This window comes from Mesorhizobium sp. M1227 (assembly GCF_040318315.1).
GTDB lineage: Bacteria > Pseudomonadota > Alphaproteobacteria > Rhizobiales > Rhizobiaceae > Mesorhizobium.
Window position 1 is genome coordinate 487,995 of record NZ_JAMYLZ010000001.1, and the last position, 16,854, is coordinate 504,848.

Annotated in this window: 13 protein-coding genes and 1 tRNA gene; 9 read left to right on the top strand and 5 right to left on the bottom strand. The window is 64.0% G+C overall.

The window, feature by feature from the left end; translation table 11 throughout:
• Window positions 1–8 precede the first annotated feature (8 nt).
• The 3 genes from NKH28_RS02245 (at window position 9) to NKH28_RS02255 (ending at window position 4,369) form a co-directional block, all read left to right on the top strand.
• On the top strand, window positions 9–2,693 hold the full coding sequence (locus NKH28_RS02245) for an ATP-binding protein (RefSeq protein ID WP_352977661.1): 2,685 nt from the start codon (window positions 9–11) through the stop codon (window positions 2,691–2,693).
• Between the two features lie 268 nt (window positions 2,694–2,961).
• Window positions 2,962–3,639 (top strand): hypothetical protein, encoded by a 678-nt coding sequence (locus NKH28_RS02250; protein WP_352501693.1) that lies wholly within the window; start codon window positions 2,962–2,964, stop codon window positions 3,637–3,639.
• Window positions 3,640–3,748: 109 nt separating this feature from the next.
• Window positions 3,749–4,369 (top strand): LysE family translocator, encoded by a 621-nt coding sequence (locus NKH28_RS02255; RefSeq protein WP_352470025.1) that lies wholly within the window; start codon window positions 3,749–3,751, stop codon window positions 4,367–4,369.
• Between the two features lie 35 nt (window positions 4,370–4,404).
• Here the strand turns inward: NKH28_RS02255 and NKH28_RS02260 are convergent.
• Window positions 4,405–4,480 (bottom strand) — tRNA-Thr (locus tag NKH28_RS02260).
• A 354-nt stretch (window positions 4,481–4,834) separates the two neighbouring features.
• Here NKH28_RS02260 and NKH28_RS02265 point away from each other — a divergent pair.
• On the top strand, window positions 4,835–5,986 hold the full coding sequence (locus NKH28_RS02265) for a hypothetical protein (RefSeq protein ID WP_352540484.1): 1,152 nt from the start codon (window positions 4,835–4,837) through the stop codon (window positions 5,984–5,986).
• A gap of 103 nt (window positions 5,987–6,089) precedes the next feature.
• On the opposite strand, the gene NKH28_RS02270 is transcribed toward NKH28_RS02265, so the two are convergent.
• Both NKH28_RS02270 and NKH28_RS02275 read right to left on the bottom strand, forming a co-directional pair.
• Entirely contained in the window at window positions 6,090–7,691 is a 1,602-nt protein-coding gene (locus NKH28_RS02270) for a cisplatin damage response ATP-dependent DNA ligase (RefSeq protein ID WP_352540485.1), read from the bottom strand.
• A 73-nt stretch (window positions 7,692–7,764) separates the two neighbouring features.
• Entirely contained in the window at window positions 7,765–8,775 is a 1,011-nt protein-coding gene (locus NKH28_RS02275) for a ligase-associated DNA damage response exonuclease (RefSeq protein ID WP_352470029.1), read from the bottom strand.
• A gap of 107 nt (window positions 8,776–8,882) precedes the next feature.
• Between NKH28_RS02275 and NKH28_RS02280 the strand changes: the two genes are divergently transcribed.
• Window positions 8,883–9,827 carry a methyltransferase domain-containing protein gene (locus tag NKH28_RS02280; protein ID WP_352470031.1) on the top strand — a complete coding sequence of 315 codons (945 nt, stop codon included), beginning with the start codon at window positions 8,883–8,885 and terminating at the stop codon, window positions 9,825–9,827.
• Between the two features lie 55 nt (window positions 9,828–9,882).
• Window positions 9,883–10,239, top strand: a complete 357-nt coding sequence (locus tag NKH28_RS02285) for a hypothetical protein (protein ID WP_352470032.1) — start codon at window positions 9,883–9,885, stop codon at window positions 10,237–10,239.
• A 7-nt stretch (window positions 10,240–10,246) separates the two neighbouring features.
• Here the strand turns inward: NKH28_RS02285 and NKH28_RS02290 are convergent, their stop codons facing one another.
• Complete coding sequence (locus NKH28_RS02290; RefSeq protein ID WP_023717847.1) at window positions 10,247–11,110, bottom strand: prephenate dehydratase; 864 nt, start codon at window positions 11,108–11,110, stop codon at window positions 10,247–10,249.
• Window positions 11,111–11,140: 30 nt separating this feature from the next.
• A complete protein-coding gene (locus NKH28_RS02295; protein ID WP_352470034.1) occupies window positions 11,141–11,869 on the bottom strand; it encodes a 3-deoxy-manno-octulosonate cytidylyltransferase in 729 nt (242 codons plus the stop codon).
• A 192-nt stretch (window positions 11,870–12,061) separates the two neighbouring features.
• On the opposite strand from NKH28_RS02295, the gene NKH28_RS02300 reads away from it, so the two are divergent.
• From NKH28_RS02300 to NKH28_RS02310, 3 genes are all read left to right on the top strand, one after another.
• Window positions 12,062–12,715 (top strand): c-type cytochrome, encoded by a 654-nt coding sequence (locus tag NKH28_RS02300; protein WP_352540486.1) that lies wholly within the window; start codon window positions 12,062–12,064, stop codon window positions 12,713–12,715.
• 174 nt (window positions 12,716–12,889) lie between these two features.
• A complete protein-coding gene (locus NKH28_RS02305; RefSeq protein ID WP_352540487.1) occupies window positions 12,890–14,773 on the top strand; it encodes an extracellular solute-binding protein in 1,884 nt (627 codons plus the stop codon).
• Entirely contained in the window at window positions 14,773–16,641 is a 1,869-nt protein-coding gene (locus NKH28_RS02310) for an extracellular solute-binding protein (RefSeq protein WP_352977665.1), read from the top strand. The genes NKH28_RS02305 and NKH28_RS02310 overlap by 1 nt, the downstream gene beginning before the upstream one ends.
• Window positions 16,642–16,854: the final 213 nt, after the last annotated feature.

Genomic DNA, 16,854 nt, shown 5'->3' on the forward strand with positions numbered 1-16,854 from the left:
CGGGCTTGATGCTGCTTGAGCGAGAGGACCCACTTGGAGCTTTGTTGGCCGCGGCCGAGAGAGCTGCTGCCGGACATGGCGGGACCGTGCTGGTGCACGGCGAGGCGGGCCTGGGCAAGACCTCTCTGCTGCGCGAATTCGCGGAAAACGCCGACCGGGACTGCCGGGTGCTGTGGGGCTGGTGCGAGGCGCTCTTCACGCCGCGCCCATTGGGCCCTCTCCAGGACATGGCGCACTTGCTCGACCCGCGCGTGGCGGCGCTGCTTGAGGAGACCGCTGCGCCGGAGCGGCTTTTCCCGGCATTGCTGAATGCGCTGCAGCGCGCCAAGGGCACGACCGTGCTCATCTTCGAGGACATGCATTGGGCGGACAATGCGACGCTCGACCTCGTAAGATATCTCGGGCGCCGCGTCTCCCTGCTCCGCACCATGCTGGTGCTGAGCATGCGCAGAGAGGATTTGAACGCCGATCACCCGCTGACCCACGTGCTCGGCGATCTTCCCGCCGCCTCGGTACGCCGCGTGACGCTTAGACCGCTGTCTCCCCAGGCGGTGACAATGCTGGCCGAACAGGCCGGCCGCTCCGCCGATGGGCTTTATCGCATTACCGAGGGCAATCCCTTCTTCGTTACCGAGCTCCTGTCCAGCAGCGAGACCGAATCGGCGCGTGTGCCCGATTCCATACGCGACGCGGTGTGGTCGCGCCTGTCGCGCCTGACGCCTGGAGAGCGCGACGTCCTGGAGGTCATGAGCATCATGCCGGGCAGCGTTGAGCCGTGGCTGATCCGGGCCCTTCTCGGGGCCGAGGCCGAAGTGCTCGTCGATCGATGTGTCGTGCGCGGATTGCTGCGGCGGGACGACCAGGGCGCGCTGACATTTCGTCACGAGCTTGCCAGGGAAGCGACGCTCGACCGGCTCTCCCCCTCTGTGCAACGCTCGCTCCATGCGAAGGTCGAAGCGGCACTCTCGGAAGTTCCGGCCTCGCAGGCAAGCGCTCTGCTTTCGCGCCGCGTGCACCACGCCGGCGGCGCCGACAATGGCGAACGCGTGCTCGAACTTGCGCCGCTCGCCGCCAGCCAAGCCGCGCGCCTGGGGGCGCATCGGGAGGCGGCCTCGCATCTGGCGACCGCACTCAGATATGTCGACCAGGCCCCGCCGGAGCTGGCCGCGCAGCTCCATGAGGACTGGGCGTACGAGGCCGGGTTGGCGCTGCTTGTCTATGACGCCATCATCGAGGCCCGGCATCGCGCCATCGCTATCTGGCGGCAGCTGGGCCGGATCGACAAGGTAGGCCTTAATCTACGCTGGCTGTCGCGCCTGCACTGGCGGCGCGGCGAAGGCCCGCAAGCGGAGGAATATGCGGACCAGGCCGTGCGTGAGGTGGAAAGCCTGCCGCCCGGTCCCGAGGTGGCAATGGCCCACAGCACGCGCTCGCAGCTCCACATGCTGCACTATCGTTTCGATGAGGCGATCGAATGGGGCGAGCGCGCGATCAGTCTGGCCGATCGGCTGGGCGAGGTCGAGACGCGTGTTCACGCCCTCAACAATGTCGGAACCGCGCTCATGTTTGCCAACCGCCCCGGCGGCGTTGAGCGGCTGGAGGAAAGCCTTGCCCTGGCGCTCGAGCACGGGCTCCACGACCATGCGGCGCGGGCCTATACGAACTTTGCGGAATGCGCGGTGGTGGCCAAGGACTTCGAGCTGGCGGAGCGGCTGCTGGCCGAAGGCATCGCATTCTGCACCAGGCACGACCTCGATTCGGCGGCGCAATACCTGCTCGGCCGGCAGGCGCAGCTTTGCATGGAACAGGGCCGGTTTCGCGAGGCCGCAACCATCGCTCAGGGCGTCATGAATGTGGAACGCCTGCCGATGGTGATGCACTTGCCGGCGCTCACCGTGCTTGGCACGGTCCGCGTAAGGCTGGGCGAGACCGACGGCGTCGACCTTTTGCAGCGCGCGCTTGTGGAGGGCCAGACGACCGGCGAGCCGCAGCGTATCGTCCCGGTTCGCCTGGCGCTGGCGGAGGCGGCCTGGCTTGCCGAGGATGTCGGCGCCAGCCACGCGCAGCTTACCGAGCTGGCGGCTATGAACCTCGACAATTTCCGCCCCCGGGACCTTGGCGAATTGTCGGTCTGGTGGCGTCGATGCGGAATGCCCGGGTCGCTGCCGGCGCAATCGGCGCCGATTCCCTCGCCCTGGTCCGCCGAGCTTCTCGGCGATCCGCAGACCGCCGCGGCGGAGTGGACGCGTTTGTCGCTGCCCTATGAGGCAGCGCTTTCCCTCATGCAGGTTCGTGGGGCGGATGCGGGGGCGGCGCTCGCTCGCGCCGTGGCGATGCTCGACCAGATCGACGCGCCCGCGGCCGCGGCGCTCGCGCGCAAGCTTGCGCAGCGTCAGGGCCTGTCAGGCCTGCTGCCGAAGGTGCAGCGCGGACCCTATGCGGCAGCTCGCCGCCATCCACTCGGCCTGACACGGCACGACCAGAAGGTGCTCGCCCTGATCGCCCAGGGCATCAGCAACAAGGAGGTCGCGCGACATCTGTCGCGCTCGCCCCGCACGATCGAGCATCACGTCTCCTCGCTGCTCGGCAAGCTCAATGCCGCAAACCGCATGGAAATCCTCCTGCGCCTGCGAGGCGAGCCGTGGCTGTTGACGGGCACCCATCCGCTGGAACCGCACCAGACTGGATCATGATCCCAGCCGATTCTGTCGGGATGGAACAGGCTCTGGGTAGTTCCCACAGCAAAATTTCCGCGAAAACTGGGAAATCGACCGCCTAAAAATGGGTGGCGGTACCGATTTGCACGCCCGCCGCTCCGCGTAGGCTTCTGCTCGCAGCGTGGATGGACCTCCCAACACCACGACGCCTTCACGATCCGGGGGAGAAGGCGGGCAACGGCGGCGGAACGGGGGCCGCCGCCGGCGTCCGTCGCTGGGGCGGATCGTACCAGGAGCAGGGGCGATGTCGGCAAGCGAAAAAGCGGATGCCCAGCGGCGCTGGCCAGGACAACGATTGGCACAAGCGGTCGCGGTGCGGCTTTCAGGACCCGGAGGCTGTTATATTGCCGGCAATGTGCTGGGCCTCGGCATGGCCATGTTCATGCAGATTCGGCTGGCGCTAACCGAGGCGAGCAGCACTTTCGCCGCGCCTCTAATGTTCGGCCACGACCTCGCCGGCGGCTGGAACTCACTGGCGCTGCTGGTGGCGAGCGCCATCTTCTTGCGCAGCGGCGAGGAGTATCATCGCGCCCTCAGCAACGGACATCTCGACCCGTCGGTAATACAGCGCGCAGATTTTCTGTCCGGCACCGGGTCATTGGTGCTCGGGTCAAGTCTGCTGCTCGTCGGCAATCCAATCCTGGTCGTGACATCGGGGTTGCTCCATGCCGTGGGCAAGTTCGGCAGCGCCTTCAGGCTCGGCGCGCATGGCGCGGTGCTCTTCGGCCTCAAAATGCCGGAGCTCTTCCGCCTTTCGGTACTGCTCAGCCGCTTTCCGGCAATTATCGTCACCGCGACCGAAGTCGCCCGCGTCATTGCTGACGCTCGCACCGATCAGATCCAGGCTATCGCAATCCCTGCGACGCTTCTCGTCTGTTACCTGCTTTGGGCACGCGGGGATATTCTTCTATTTGGAAAGTAAATCTGAAAACATCTAAGCATTTTCGCGTCGCATGGTGAGAAACAGGGAGTGGGAGCGCGACGGTGATTCTTCTCTAATCTGTAACCGGCGCAGCAAACGGGAGACTGGCATGTCAAGTTCGCTTATTCTGTCGACGGCGATGCTGCAATTCCTGGCGGCATATACGGTGATCATGATCACGCCAGGCCCTATTGGCCTCGCGACCGGCAGCCTTGCCTCCTTGCACGGCTTTGGCAGGACGATCCCGCTGGTGGCCGGGATCGGCGCCGGTACCGCCGTGCTGGCGGTCCTGGTGGCGTTTGGCGCCGTTCATCTTTCCGGGTCGCTGTCGGTGCCGGCGGTCAAGATCGCCGGTGCGGCCGTCCTTGGCTGGATGGCCCTGCGCATCGCCAGAACGGCGCCGCCGGCCATCGGCGAAGCGCCTCGGCAGGCCGGATTGTTTGCCGGAGGGTTTCTCATCAGCATTCTCTCGCCTGAAACCGCCACTTTCTTCGCCGTCGCCTTCATGGGGCTGATGCTGCCGATCCGGACCTCGAACGAGATGCTGATGGTCGCGGCCATCGTCGCCATCATCGACATAGGCTGGTACGGATTCCTGGCCGTCGCGCTTTCGCGTCCGCTCGTGCGCGCTGCCGCGGTGCGGCATCATCGCGTCATCTGTCGGGCGGCGGGGATCGTGCTGGCAATGCTCGCCCTCGTCTCGGCGGCGGCAGCTTTTCCACTCGGCTGAACGCCGGTTGAAGCAGGCGCGCGGGATAGGCCGTTTGGTGCCGCTTAGGTGACTCGAACACCTGACCCCATCATTACGAATGATGTGCTCTACCAACTGAGCTAAAGCGGCCCGGGAAGCCGAGCTTCCAAGATGGGCTGCGTGATAGACGCAACCGGCCGCGAATTCAAGATGGCAGTCGCGATTTCAGGACGAGGCAATTGGTGCCGCCTCCGGCCGGGCGCAAGGGCAGCCGCCGCGCGGATCTACCATTGGCCGCGTGATGCCGTATCGGCAGGCCGTCCCATCCGCCACGTTGGCCGCGGCGGGAAAATCAGGGAAAAATGTTGATTCCTTTACCGAAAACCGCCGAAATGAGCTTTGTGCCCCTCGGCAAGGCAGAATGCGGCCGCTCGCTTGTTGATTGATTGGTCGCCTGCGGCTAACGATCATGGCAATGTGAGTGAAATTGCAGAGGGAATTCGCTTGGACGCGATCGAAAAAGCGATCCGTAATGCCTTCGAGAAAGGCAATGCCGACGACCGGGCGTTTCGCGAGCGGGTCTATCGATCGGCTTTCGCGGCACTCGACCGTGCCCTGCAGGCTAATCCAAACGTCACGGTGGAAGTCGCCATCAAGCGGCGCAAGGCGGTCCAGGCGAAGATCACCGAAATCGAATCGGAATTCCTGCCGGCGGTTGCCGACGTCGCCGCGCCGACCGACAGTTTGGAGGCAGCACCGGAGGTGGAGCCCCCGGCCGAAGCTGAAGCCGCGCCGTCGCCCGATGTCGTCGTTGACGGTCCGGCGCAGCCGCCCGAATCCGATGCGCCGCGGTCGCGCGTCCTGCCGGTCGTTCCCGACATCATGCCCGATGCGCCTGTTGCCGAGGCGCCGGTGATCGACATGGCGGCCTCGGTTCCGACCGAAGCCGACGCCGAAACGGACGACGCGGAAGTGACGCCCGACCGCGACGACCGGCGGGCGAGACGGCGGCGCCTGCCCTTGAGCGCGATCTTCTTCGGTGTGACGCTGCTCGCAGCCGCCGGCATCGGCCTTTATTTCGCCAACCAGACCGGCGTCTTCAAATCGGCGACCGAGCTCGACACGGCGCCGCCGGAAGCGCCGCCAACGGTCGACGGCGATGATTTCACGCCGGACGACACTGCTTCGCCGCCGAAGCAGGGCGAGCAGGACCAGGCGCACGACTGGATCAATGTCTTTTCGCCGGGTGACCCGACGCAGGTCAATGCACCGTCGGACACCAAGGCCGACGTCATCCAGGACGAAAGCGGTTCCTTCCTGCGCATCCGCTCGGGGGCATCCGGCTCGGCCATCAGCTTCGACGTCGGACAAGGCGTGCTGGAAAAACTGGCCGGCAAGCATGCCACATTCGACATCATCGCGCGCTCCGAGGAGGGCCAGGAGACGCAGATTTCCGTCGATTGCAATTTCGGCGAACTCGGCGACTGCGGCCGCAAGCGCTATGCGGTCGGTCGCGAGCGCAATGAATATCTGTTCGACGTGCGCTTTCCCGACAAGCGTCCGGGCGCTGCCGGCACCATCGCCATCAATTCCGACTTCGACAAGCAGGGCAAGTCGGTCGACATCTACGAGATCCGCGTCTCAGTCGTTCCCTAAAGCACGTCGCGTTCGGACCGGCCTCATGCGACGCGCTTCAGATTCTTGTTCTGATGCATGTCGTTACCGCAAAACCGCTGCACTGTTTTTTGCGCGACATGCATTAACTATCGAGCAGCGCCTGCAGCGTCTCGATGCGGTCGGCTTCGGCCGCCGGCTTGTCCCAGCGCAGCCGCGAAATGCGCGGAAAGCGCATGGCGACGCCGGATTTGTGCCGCGTCGAGCGGTTGAGCCCTTCGAACGCAACCTCCAGCACCAGCCCGTTCCTGCGGTCGGCACGCACCGAGCGGACCGGGCCAAAGCGCTCGATCGTATTGTCGCGGACATATTTGTCGATCTGCCTCAGTTCCTCGTCGGTGAAGCCGAAATAGGCCTTTCCCACCGGCACCAGCTCCTCCGATCCTTCCGGCCCGGACCAGACGCCGAATGTGTAGTCGGAATAGAAGCTCGAGCGTTTGCCGTGGCCGCGCTGGGCATACATCAGCACGGCGTCGACCGTGTGCGGATCGCGCTTCCATTTGAACCACGGGCCCTTCGGCCGACCGGCCACATACGGCGAATCCCAGCGCTTCAGCATGACGCCTTCGATGACCGGATGCAGCGGCTTGCGGCGCAATTCCTCGAGTGCCTGCCAGTTGGTGAATTCGACCAGCGGCGACAGATCGAAGCGGCTCGGATCGAGCGTCCTGACGAAGGCCTCGAGCCGGCCGCGCCGTTCGCGGAAGGGAAGTCCGCGCAAATCCTCGTCACCAATCTGCAGCGCATCGTAGCACCGCATGAAGGCGGGGTATTGCTGCTGGATCTTGGGCGACACGCTCTTGCGGTTCAGCCGTTGCTGCAGGTCCGAGAACGTGCCCGTCGCCTGCCTGGGGTCTCCGACCAGAAGCTCGCCGTCGAGGGCGCCTGAAAAATCCATCGCCTCGGCAAGATCCGGAAAGGCGCCGGAGACGTCGTCACCGGTGCGCGAATAGAGCCGGCGAATGCCGCCTTCGCAAGCCGCCTGGACGCGGATGCCGTCCCATTTCCATTCGGCCGCGTAGTCGGCCGGGTCGAGCCTTTCGAGGTCGCCGTCGCCGACGGCATTCGACAGCATCACCGGCCTGAACAGCGCCAGCGCCGTTTTCCTGGGCTTTTCCGCTTTACCCTCCAGCCAGGCGAACAGCCCGATATAGGGCGGCGTCAGCCCGTGCCAGAGTTCCTCGATCTCGGCGATATCGACCTTGCCGAAATCGGCCAGTGCCTGCTTGGCCAGCCGCGCCGAGACGCCGATGCGCAGGCCGCCGGTGACCAGCTTTATGATGGCGAAGCGCGCCGACGTGCTGGCGCTGTCGAGCAGCCGGGCCAGCACCTGCGGCCCGTCGGAACGGCTCGCCGCCTGCAGCTTGGCCACCACCTCGGCCAGCGTCGGCTCGTGGTTCGCAACGTCGACCGGCGCTTGCGGCCAGACCAGCGACACGGTCTCGGCCAGGTCGCCGACATAGTCGTAGGAATAGCCGAACAGCACCGGATCCATGCGCTCGATCACCAGTGTGCGCAGCATCGCCGGCTTGACCGCGGCGATGGACAGATCGCCGGTAATGGCCGCCAGCGCCAGCCCGCGGTCCGGATCCTCGACGCTGCGGAAATAGTCGGTCAACAGCGTCAGCTTGCCGTTGCGCGACGGCGTCAGCACCAGCCGGTCGAGAAGCTCGGCGAAGCGGTTCATGGAAGGGGCGACGCCAATGAGAAAGGCTTGCCGCAGAGCGCCGTACCGGCGATTGCTGGATCCAAAAACACCATCAATCGCCCTCGTCCTCGTAGCCGACGAGATGCAGCGGCCTGGCGGCAATGCCTTCGAGTTCGCACCAGCGCACCAGAGCCTCCTCGCGGCCATGCGTTACCCAGATTTCTTCGGCGCCGGTCTCCTTGATCGTCGCCGTCAGCTCGTCCCAGTCGGAGTGATCGGAGATGATCAGCGGCAGCTCGACGCCGCCCTGCTTGGCGCGCTGGCGGATGCGCATCCAGCCTGAGGCGAAGCACGACATCGGATCGGGAAAACGCCGCGCCCAGCGATCGGCGAAGGCGGATGGCGGGCCGACGACGATGGCGCCGGCAAAGTCGCTTTTTTGGCCGGTCTCGACGGTCGCCGGTTCCAATGTGCCGAGATCGATGCCCTGGCTCTGGTAATATTCGCTGAGCTTGGCCAGCGCGCCGTGGATGTAGATCGGCTTTTCGTAGCCGGCATCGCGCAGCAGCCGCATGACGCGCTGCGCCTTGCCCAGCGCATAAGCGCCGACCAGATGCGTTCTCTCGGGAAACTGTTCGGTCGATTTCAGCAGCCGGGCGATCTCTTCGGAATCGGGCGGATGCCGAAACACCGGCAGGCCGAACGTCGCCTCGGTGATGAAGACATCGCATTTGAGCGGCTCGAACGGCTCGCAGGTCGCGTCCTTCTGGCGTTTATAGTCGCCGGACGCGACGATGCACGTGCCCTGGTGCGCGACCTTGATCTGGGCCGAGCCCAGCACATGGCCGGCCGGGTGAAAGCTGACGGTGACGCCGTCGAGCGCAATCGTCTCGCCGAGCACGGCGGCTTGCGTCGTTCCGGCAAAACTGTCGCCGTAGCGCAGCCCCATGATGTCGAGCGTCTGCTGCGTCGCCATCACCGAGCGGTGGCCGGAGCGGGCATGGTCGGAATGGCCATGTGTGATCAGCGCCCGGTTGACCGGCCGCACCGGGTCGATGAAGAAATCGCCGGGCGGGCAATACAGCCCTTCCGGCCGGGGATGAAGCAGGTCGCTGGCGCGCATGGCCCCAAGATAGGCGCTAATTCCGGCGCGGGAAGCCTGTTGTAAGTCACTGCTGACTCCAGCATAGAGCGCAAGCCGGCTGCAAACACCCGGCGGAACCCGATCGCATGAAACCGCTCCAGACCTCGTCCGGCGATTTGACCGCCGACCGCCGCGCCGACTATGCCGAAATGCTTTATGCATCCGGCGATCATGCGGCAGCGGCGGAATTGCTGCTCGGCGCGCTCGAACTGGCGCCGCAATGGCCAGCCGGCTGGTTCCGCCTCGGCGAGATGCAGGAAGCGGCGGGCGCGCGCGATCGTGCCGCGCAGGCCTGGACGACGGCGCTGCGGCTGGACCCGGCGGACAGGCTCGGCGCGGTGCTCAAGCTGCAATTGATCGGCAGGGCGGCGGCGGCCCAGGCGCCGCCCAGCGCCTTCGTCGAGACGCTGTACGACCACTATGCCGGGAGTTTCGAGGGTGAACTGGTCGACAGGCTCGGCTACCGTCTGCCCGAATGCCTCGACCGCGCCATCCGGGCAGCACGGCCGGGCCGGTTTTCGCTGGCGCTCGATCTCGGCTGCGGTACCGGCCTCATGGGCCAGAGGCTGCGGCCGATCGCCGACCGGCTGGAGGGTTACGACATCTCGGCCGGCATGCTGAGGCAGGCGCGCGCCAAAGGCGTCTACGATCTGCTCGTCAAGACGGACCTGCAGGACTTTTGCTATTCTGGCCCGAAAGCCGATCTGGTGACGGCGGCCGATGTGTTCATCTATGCCGGCGCGCTCGACAGGGTGGTGAACAAGATTGCCGGAATGCTTGCCGGCGGCGGTCTGTTTGCGTTCTCCGTCGAGACGCTCCCGAGCGGAGAATCGTCTGACAGCGCCGGCTTCGCCTTGCAGCCGTCGCGCCGCTACGCGCATTCGCAAGGCTATGTAGAGCGGGTTCTGGATGCCGACGGCTTTTCGATCCTGTCGCTGCAGGCAACGATCATCCGGCAGGATCGCCGCCAACCGGTCGAAGGGCTGGCCGTAGTGGCAAGCTCGCTTTCCGGCAGCGTAAAATCTGGCTAAGACTTCTGCCGCTGCGCATGAGAAGCCGCAGCTGCGAAAGACAAGGAGCACGTTCATGCGCTGGAACATGACGGTCTTGGCATCTTGCCTGGCGATGGCCGGCTGCGTCGGCAATTCGATGTCCGAACGGCAGGACGAAAACGTCCAGTCCTCGCTGCTATTTGACAAGGTGCCTTGCGATCAATTGCTGGCGCAACGAAACGGCCTGGCGCAGCAATATCATCTGCCGGTGGACGCCAAGCCGTCGTTCTCCAACCCGGCGACGGGCTTTGGCCCGTTCACGCCGGATATGCGCTCAAAAGCCAAACGCGACGCCGACCAGGCAAGCGGCAAGATCGACGCCATGAACCGGTCGATCAGCCGGCGCGAATGCGGCAAGCCGGCCAAACGGAACAAGCTCGGCCTGACCTGACCGGATCTTAATCCGCCACCTTCCACTGCTCGCGCGAGGCGCTGGCGGGATAGACGCCGAGGATGCGCATTTCGCGCGAGAAAAAGCGCAACTCGTCGAGTGCCAGCTTCACCAGCGGATCGTCGGGATGACCCTCGATATCGGCGTAGAACAGCGTCGCTGTAAACGCGCCGAGCTGGTAGCTTTCCAGCTTGGTCATGTTGATGCCGTTGGTGGCGAAGCCGCCCATCGCCTTGTAGAGCGCCGCCGGCACATTGCGGACGCGGAAGATGAAGGTCGTCATCATCCTGGCGTCGGCCGAGGGACGTTCAGCCCATTGCTTGTTCTTGGTCAGCACGACGAAGCGGGTGACGTTGCTGTCGGTGTCCTCGACATTCTCCTCGATGATGTCGAGCCCGTAGAGCGTTGAGGCCAGCGCCGGCGCCAGCGCCGCCATGGTGCGGTCCTTCATCGCGGCGACCATCTTGGCGGCGCCCGCGGTGTCGCCGGCCACCGTCGCCTTCCAGCCGTTCTTGCGGATGTATTTGCGGCATTGGCCGAGCGCGTGGATGTGGCTGTGCACGGTCCTGATCTCGTCGCGCCTGACGCCGGGCAGCACCATCAGCTGGAAGTGGATCGGCAGAAAGTATTCGCCGATGATGTGCAGCTTCGATTCCGGCAAGAGATGATGGATGTCGGCGACGCGGCCGGCAATGGTGTTCTCGATCGGGATCATCGCCAGATCGGCCTTGCCGGTCTCGACGGCGTTGAAGGCGTCCTCGAAGGTCGGGCACGGCAACGGCTCCATTGACGGGAACATGTTGCGGCAGGCGGTGTCGGAATTGGCGCCCGGCTCGCCCTGGAAGGATATTTTGTTGGTCTTTTCAGGCATGCGCGGAGTCTCGGGAATTGAGGGAATTTCTTAGTCGGAAAGGAGCGCCCTGGCGCGTTCGAGATCGTCCGGCGTGTCGACGCCAAGCGGCACCGACTGCACGATCTCCGCATCGATGCGCATGCCGGCCTCAAGCGCCCGCAACTGCTCCAGCCGCTCGCGGCGCTCCAGCGGCGACGGCCTCAGCGCAACGAAGCGTTCGAGCGCGGCGCGGCGATAGGCATAGAGGCCGATATGATGGTAGAGCGGGCCTTCGCCCCAAGGGGCGGTGGCGCGGGTGAAATAGAGCGCCCTGAGCCGCGTCGTCGAGAGTGGCGAGCCGACCAGCTTGACGACGTTCGGATTGGTCTTTTCCTCGTCGCGTACGATCTCGACGCAGAGCGTGGCGATATCCACCGCTGCGTTCTCGAAAGGCTTCAGCGCGGCGCCGATAACAAGGGGGTCGATGGTCGGCAGATCGCCCTGCACATTAACGATGGTCTCGACGCTGTTGCCAGGGTCGAGAATGGTCAGCGCTTCGAAGATGCGGTCGGAACCGGTTTCGTGGTCCGCCCGCGTCATCACCGCCTCGAAACCATGCGCGCGCACCGCCCCCGCAACGCCCTGCGTGTCGGTGGCGACGACGACCCGGCCGAGCCCGGCATCGGCAGCACGGCGAGCGACGTGGACGATCATCGGAGTGCCGGCAATGTCGGCCAGCGGCTTGCCCGGCAGGCGGGTCGAGGCCATGCGGGCCGGGATCAGGATGAGCGTGGACATGAGGCGGGCAGGGGCTCGAAAAAGAGGGGGACAAAAGTGGCAAAAGGTCTCACCGGCAGCGCCCTTATAGGTGTTGCAACGCCGGAGCAAAAGACCTAGTTTCCGCGCGATTTGACCGCCTCGCAGGGTGGTTCACGATACCGACGGACGGAGTGGACGGATCGGTCCGCCGGAAAAGGGAGCCTGGGGCGTATGGATTCCAACGAAGTCAACAAGCTGCTCGCCGGCTTTCTCGGCACCGTGTTCATCGTCTTTTCCGTTGGCATCGTGTCCGACGCGCTGTTCGCCTCGCCGGCGCCTGAAAAGCCCGGCTTCGCCATCGAGGCGACCGAGCCCGCCGAAGGCGGCCCGGCCGCTCCCGCCGCGGCCGTGAAGCCGATCGCCGAGCTGCTGACCACCGCCAACGCCGAAGCGGGCGCCGCCATCTTCAAGAAATGCCAGGCTTGCCACTCCGGCGAAAAGGGTGGCCCCAACAAGGTTGGGCCCGATCTCTGGGACATCGTCGACCGTCCGGTCGCCGAGCATGAGGGCTTTGCCTATTCGGCCGGCATGAAGGAGTTCTCCAAGGGCGGCAGCGAGAAGTGGACCTACGACAATCTCAACCACTTCATCACCTCGCCGAAGAAGTTCGTGAAGGGCACGGCGATGGGCTTCGCTGGCCTGCCGAAGGATGAGGACCGCGCCAACGTCATCGCCTATCTGCGCACGCTGTCGGACAATCCGAAGCCGCTGCCGGCGCCCGGCGCCTCGGCCGAAAACGCGCCCGCCAAGCCGGCCGAAGGTGCAGCCCCTGCCAAGCCGGCAGAAGGCGCGGCGCCAGCCGCCCCGGCGGCGCCCGCAAAATAACAAAACTGTAATGACATTATCCTTGAAAAAGCCGGGTTCAGCCCGGCTTTTTCGTTAGGAAAAATGCATATGCGACGACAAAGCCGCTCGGTTGCGGTTTTCAGCGCCGCCAAATGATCTAGATTGGGCCCCAGACGCTATGGTGACGGCGCTATATCGCGAAGAGGAGAACGCATGACGGTTGGCCGAGCGCGGACGCTTCTGAAATCGGTGCTGATGCTGGCTGCTTTTGCCGGCGGCCTGCAGGCGGCCTTCGCGGACGAATGGCGCACGACCTCGTCGCTGATCGGCGAATCCAAATACGGCGATAATTTCCAGCACTACGATTACGTCAATCCGGATGCACCGAAGGTCGGCACAGTGAACTCAGTGGTGCTCGGCACGTTCGACAGCTTCAATCCTTACATCGTGCAGGGTTCGCCGGCCGCCGGCTTCGCGCAGTTCGGCGGCGGCCTGCTCTACGACACGCTGATGGAGCAGGCGACGGATGAGGGCAGCGTCAACCATCCGCTGATCGCCGATGCCTACAAATACCCGGCCGACTATTCCTCGGCGACCTACCGGCTCGACCCGCGCGCCAAATGGCATGACGGCCAGCCGATCACCACCGACGACGTGATCTGGTCGTTCCAGGTGCTGAAGGCGAACAGCCCGATGTACAGCCGTTATTTCGAGAACGTCACCGACGCGGTTGCGATCTCCGATCGCGAGGTGGAGTTCCATTTCAACCAGAAGGGCAATCGGGAGTTACCTCAGATTCTCGGCGGTCTCGTCGTGCTGCCCAAGCACTGGTGGGAAGGCACCGACGCCAACGGCAAGAAGCGCGACGTCACAAAGCCGACGCAGGAGCCGCCGCTCGGCTCGGCCGCCTACAAGATCGCCAGCTTCAAGCCGGGGTCCGAAATCATCTGGCAGCGCGTGCCGGACTACTGGGCGGCCAAGCTGCCGGTGAAAGTTGGCCGTGAGAATTTCGACAGGCAGCGTTTCACCTATTTTCTCGACGACAATGCCGCCTGGCAGGCCTTCACCAAGGGCGGGCTGGACGACATCAAGCCGGAGAACAGTTCGAGGCGCTGGAACACGGCCTATGACTTCCCGGCGGTCAAGGCCGGCGACGTCATCAAGAAGGAATTCAAGACCGCGTCGCCCGAACCGATGCAGGCCTTCATGCTCAACACCAGGCGCCCGCTGTTTAGGGATCGCCTGGTGCGCGCCGCGCTGATGTATCCGTTCGATTTCGAGACGATGAACCGGACGCTGTTTTTTGGCTCCAACACCCGCACCAGCAGCTATTTCCAGGGCACTGAGCTGGCGTCGAGCGGCCTGCCGCAAGGCAAGGAACTGGAAATCCTCGAGCAGTACCGCGACAAGCTGCCGCCTGAAGTCTTCACCCAGGAATTCAAGCTGCCGGTCTACGACACCGCCCAGGCGGAGCGCAAATACCTGAAAACCGCGGTCGATCTGTTCGCCAAGGCAGGCTGGGTGATCAAAGGCGGCAAGATGGTCAACGCCAAGACCGGCGAACCGTTCAAGTTCGAAATCCTCGGCTGGAACGACACCGACCAGGTCATCGCCAGCCCCTACATCGCCAATCTGCGCAAGATCGGGGTCGACGCGACGCTGCGCCTCATCGATCAGACCCAGTATATCAACCGAGTCACTCACTTCGACTTTGACGTGGTCACTTCGATACTCGGGCAGTCGGACTCTCCCGGCAATGAACAGCGCGATTTCTGGAGTTCCAAGGCCGCCGATTCGCCGGGATCGCGCAATTACGCCGGCATCAAGAATCCGGTCGTCGATGCGCTGGTCGACCGGATCATCTATGCCACCGACCGCGACGATCTGGTTGCCGCCACCCATGCGCTCGACCGGGTGCTGTTGTGGAATTTCTACGTCGTGCCGCAATATTACCGTGCCGTGGTCTGGCTCGCCTACTGGAACAAGTTCGGCATGCCGGAGAAGCAGCCCGCCTATAGTGGCGTCGACCAGAATTCCTGGTGGGTCGATCCGGTCAAGGAAAAGGCGCTGGCGGCCAAATACAAGAGTGGCAATTGATGACGGCGCTGCCCCGTCGCGACTTCCTCGCCCTGGGCGGTGCCGCCGCCGCTGCGGCACTGCTGCCAGGCCGAGCTTTCGCCGCCATTCCGACCGGCGTGAAACTGCACGGGTTGTCGGCTTTTGGCGATCTCAAATACGGGCCGGATTTCACGCATTTCGACTATGTCAATCCGGACGCTCCCAAGGGCGGCCGGATGAATTTCGCCCCGCCGAACTCCACCCTCAATCAGAGCTTCCTGACTTTCAACACGCTGAACTCGCTGGTGTTGAAAGGGGATTCGCCGCCGCGCACCGAGCTCTGCTTCGATTCCCTGATGGCAAGGGCAGTCGATGAGCCGGATGCGGTCTACGGCCTGCTTGCCGAATCCGTCACCTTGTCGCAGGACCGCAACGGCTTCCGCTTCAGCCTGCGGCCACAAGCGCGCTTTCATGACGGCTCGCCGCTGACGGCTGAGGACGTTGTCTTCGCCTTGAACCTCTACAAAGACCGGGGACATCCGAACCTATCCCAAGCACTGCGGCATATGACGGATGCGGTCGCAATCGATCCGCTTACAGTCAGCCTTACCTTCAACGGCCAGCAGTCCGCGCAGAATATCCTCGCCATCGTCGTAATGCCGATCGTGTCCAAAGTTTTCTACACGGCCAATGATTTCGACGCCTCGACGATGACCCCACCGCTCAGTTCCGGACCGTACAGAGTGGGGCGGGTGGTGGCCGGGCAGACTGTCGAATATGAACGCGTCGCCGATTATTGGGGCCGCGATCTGGCCGTGAACCGCGGGCTTAATAATTTCGACCGTATCCGTATCGATTTCTACCTTGATCGCCAGGCAGCGTTTGAAGCGTTCAAGAAAGGGGATACGCATTTTCGCGAGGAGTTCACCGCGCGGGTATGGGCGACCGGCTACGACTTTCCAGCGCTGAAGGATGGCAGGGTCCTCAAACGCGAATTTCCCGGCGAGAAAACGCCATCCATGCAGGCTGTCGCACTCAATCAGCGCCGTCCGCAGTTCCGCGACATTCGCGTGAGACAGGCAATCGCCTATTGCTTCGACTTCGAATGGACCAGGCGGGTTCTGTTTTTCGACTCCTACGAGCGTTCGCAATCGAACTTCGAGCGGTCGGACTACAAGGCCAAGGGCCTACCCTCACCCCAGGAATTGAAACTGCTGGAGCCGTTTCGAGCCGAGTTGCCGCCGGAGACCTTCGGCGATCCGGTGATGCAACCCGTCTCCGACGGTTCGGGCCACGACCGCAAGCTGCTGCGCGAGGCTTCGAGACTGCTTGCCGAAGCCGGCTGGAAGCGAACGGGCAATTTCGTCGTCAATGACAAGGGCGACCGGCTGCGGGTGGAAATGCTGGCCGAGGACGATGGCCTCGTTCGCATCTTCCTTCCGTGGTCCGAGAATATGAAGGCGATCGGCATCGACGCTTCGGTCCGGCAGGTCGATTCGGCGCAGTTTGAAGCGCGGCAGAGCAATTTCGACTTCGACTTCAACATGCTCGCATGGTCGATCGGAGCGACGCCAACCGCCGATGGTTTGGAGATCCTCTATGCTTCCCGGATGGCGAAAACGCCGGGGATGCGCAACTATCCGGGTACGGAAAGCAAAGCCATCGACGCGCTGATCGAGGCAGCCGCCAAGGCGCAGAGCCGGATCGAACTCGTCACCGCGCTCAACGCGCTCGATCGGGTCTTGCGCGCGCGGCTAGACTGGATTCCAACATACCATCTGGCGAATCACCGGGCGGCCTTCTGGGACATGTTCGGCTTTCCCGCTCAAAAGCCGGATTACGACTTTCCGGTCGAGACGTCGTGGTGGTTCGACAAAGACAAGGCGGCAAAAATTGGCAAAGCCTGAATTTCTTGCGAGCGCTGGCGCCGCCCCTCACCTGCCTGCCGGCATACTCTCCCCGTATAGCGACGGGGAGAGGGGCGCCTTCATCGATGGTTTCGCCGACCATAAGCGTCGCTATAGAAGCGCCGAGACTACGGCCAGCCCCTTTCTCCCCGTCACTATACGGGGAGAAATGTCCGGCAGGGCAATGAGGGGCGGCACCGTCTTCGGCAATTG

Bases quoted from the DNA above. Each gene is read 5' to 3' on its own strand.
- NKH28_RS02290 (WP_023717847.1), bottom strand. From the start codon at position 11,110: ATGCCTGAAAAGACCAACAAAATATCCTTCCAGGGCGAGCCGGGCGCC.
- NKH28_RS02270 (WP_352540485.1), bottom strand. From the start codon at position 7,691: ATGAACCGCTTCGCCGAGCTTCTCGACCGGCTGGTGCTGACGCCGTCG.
- NKH28_RS02250 (WP_352501693.1), top strand. From the start codon at position 2,962: ATGTCGGCAAGCGAAAAAGCGGATGCCCAGCGGCGCTGGCCAGGACAA.
- NKH28_RS02295 (WP_352470034.1), bottom strand. From the start codon at position 11,869: ATGTCCACGCTCATCCTGATCCCGGCCCGCATGGCCTCGACCCGCCTG.
- NKH28_RS02280 (WP_352470031.1), top strand. From the start codon at position 8,883: ATGAAACCGCTCCAGACCTCGTCCGGCGATTTGACCGCCGACCGCCGC.
- NKH28_RS02245 (WP_352977661.1), top strand. From the start codon at position 9: ATGCTGCTTGAGCGAGAGGACCCACTTGGAGCTTTGTTGGCCGCGGCC.
- NKH28_RS02300 (WP_352540486.1), top strand. From the start codon at position 12,062: ATGGATTCCAACGAAGTCAACAAGCTGCTCGCCGGCTTTCTCGGCACC.
- NKH28_RS02285 (WP_352470032.1), top strand. From the start codon at position 9,883: ATGCGCTGGAACATGACGGTCTTGGCATCTTGCCTGGCGATGGCCGGC.
- NKH28_RS02305 (WP_352540487.1), top strand. From the start codon at position 12,890: ATGACGGTTGGCCGAGCGCGGACGCTTCTGAAATCGGTGCTGATGCTG.
- NKH28_RS02275 (WP_352470029.1), bottom strand. From the start codon at position 8,775: ATGCGCGCCAGCGACCTGCTTCATCCCCGGCCGGAAGGGCTGTATTGC.
- NKH28_RS02310 (WP_352977665.1), top strand. From the start codon at position 14,773: ATGACGGCGCTGCCCCGTCGCGACTTCCTCGCCCTGGGCGGTGCCGCC.
- NKH28_RS02255 (WP_352470025.1), top strand. From the start codon at position 3,749: ATGTCAAGTTCGCTTATTCTGTCGACGGCGATGCTGCAATTCCTGGCG.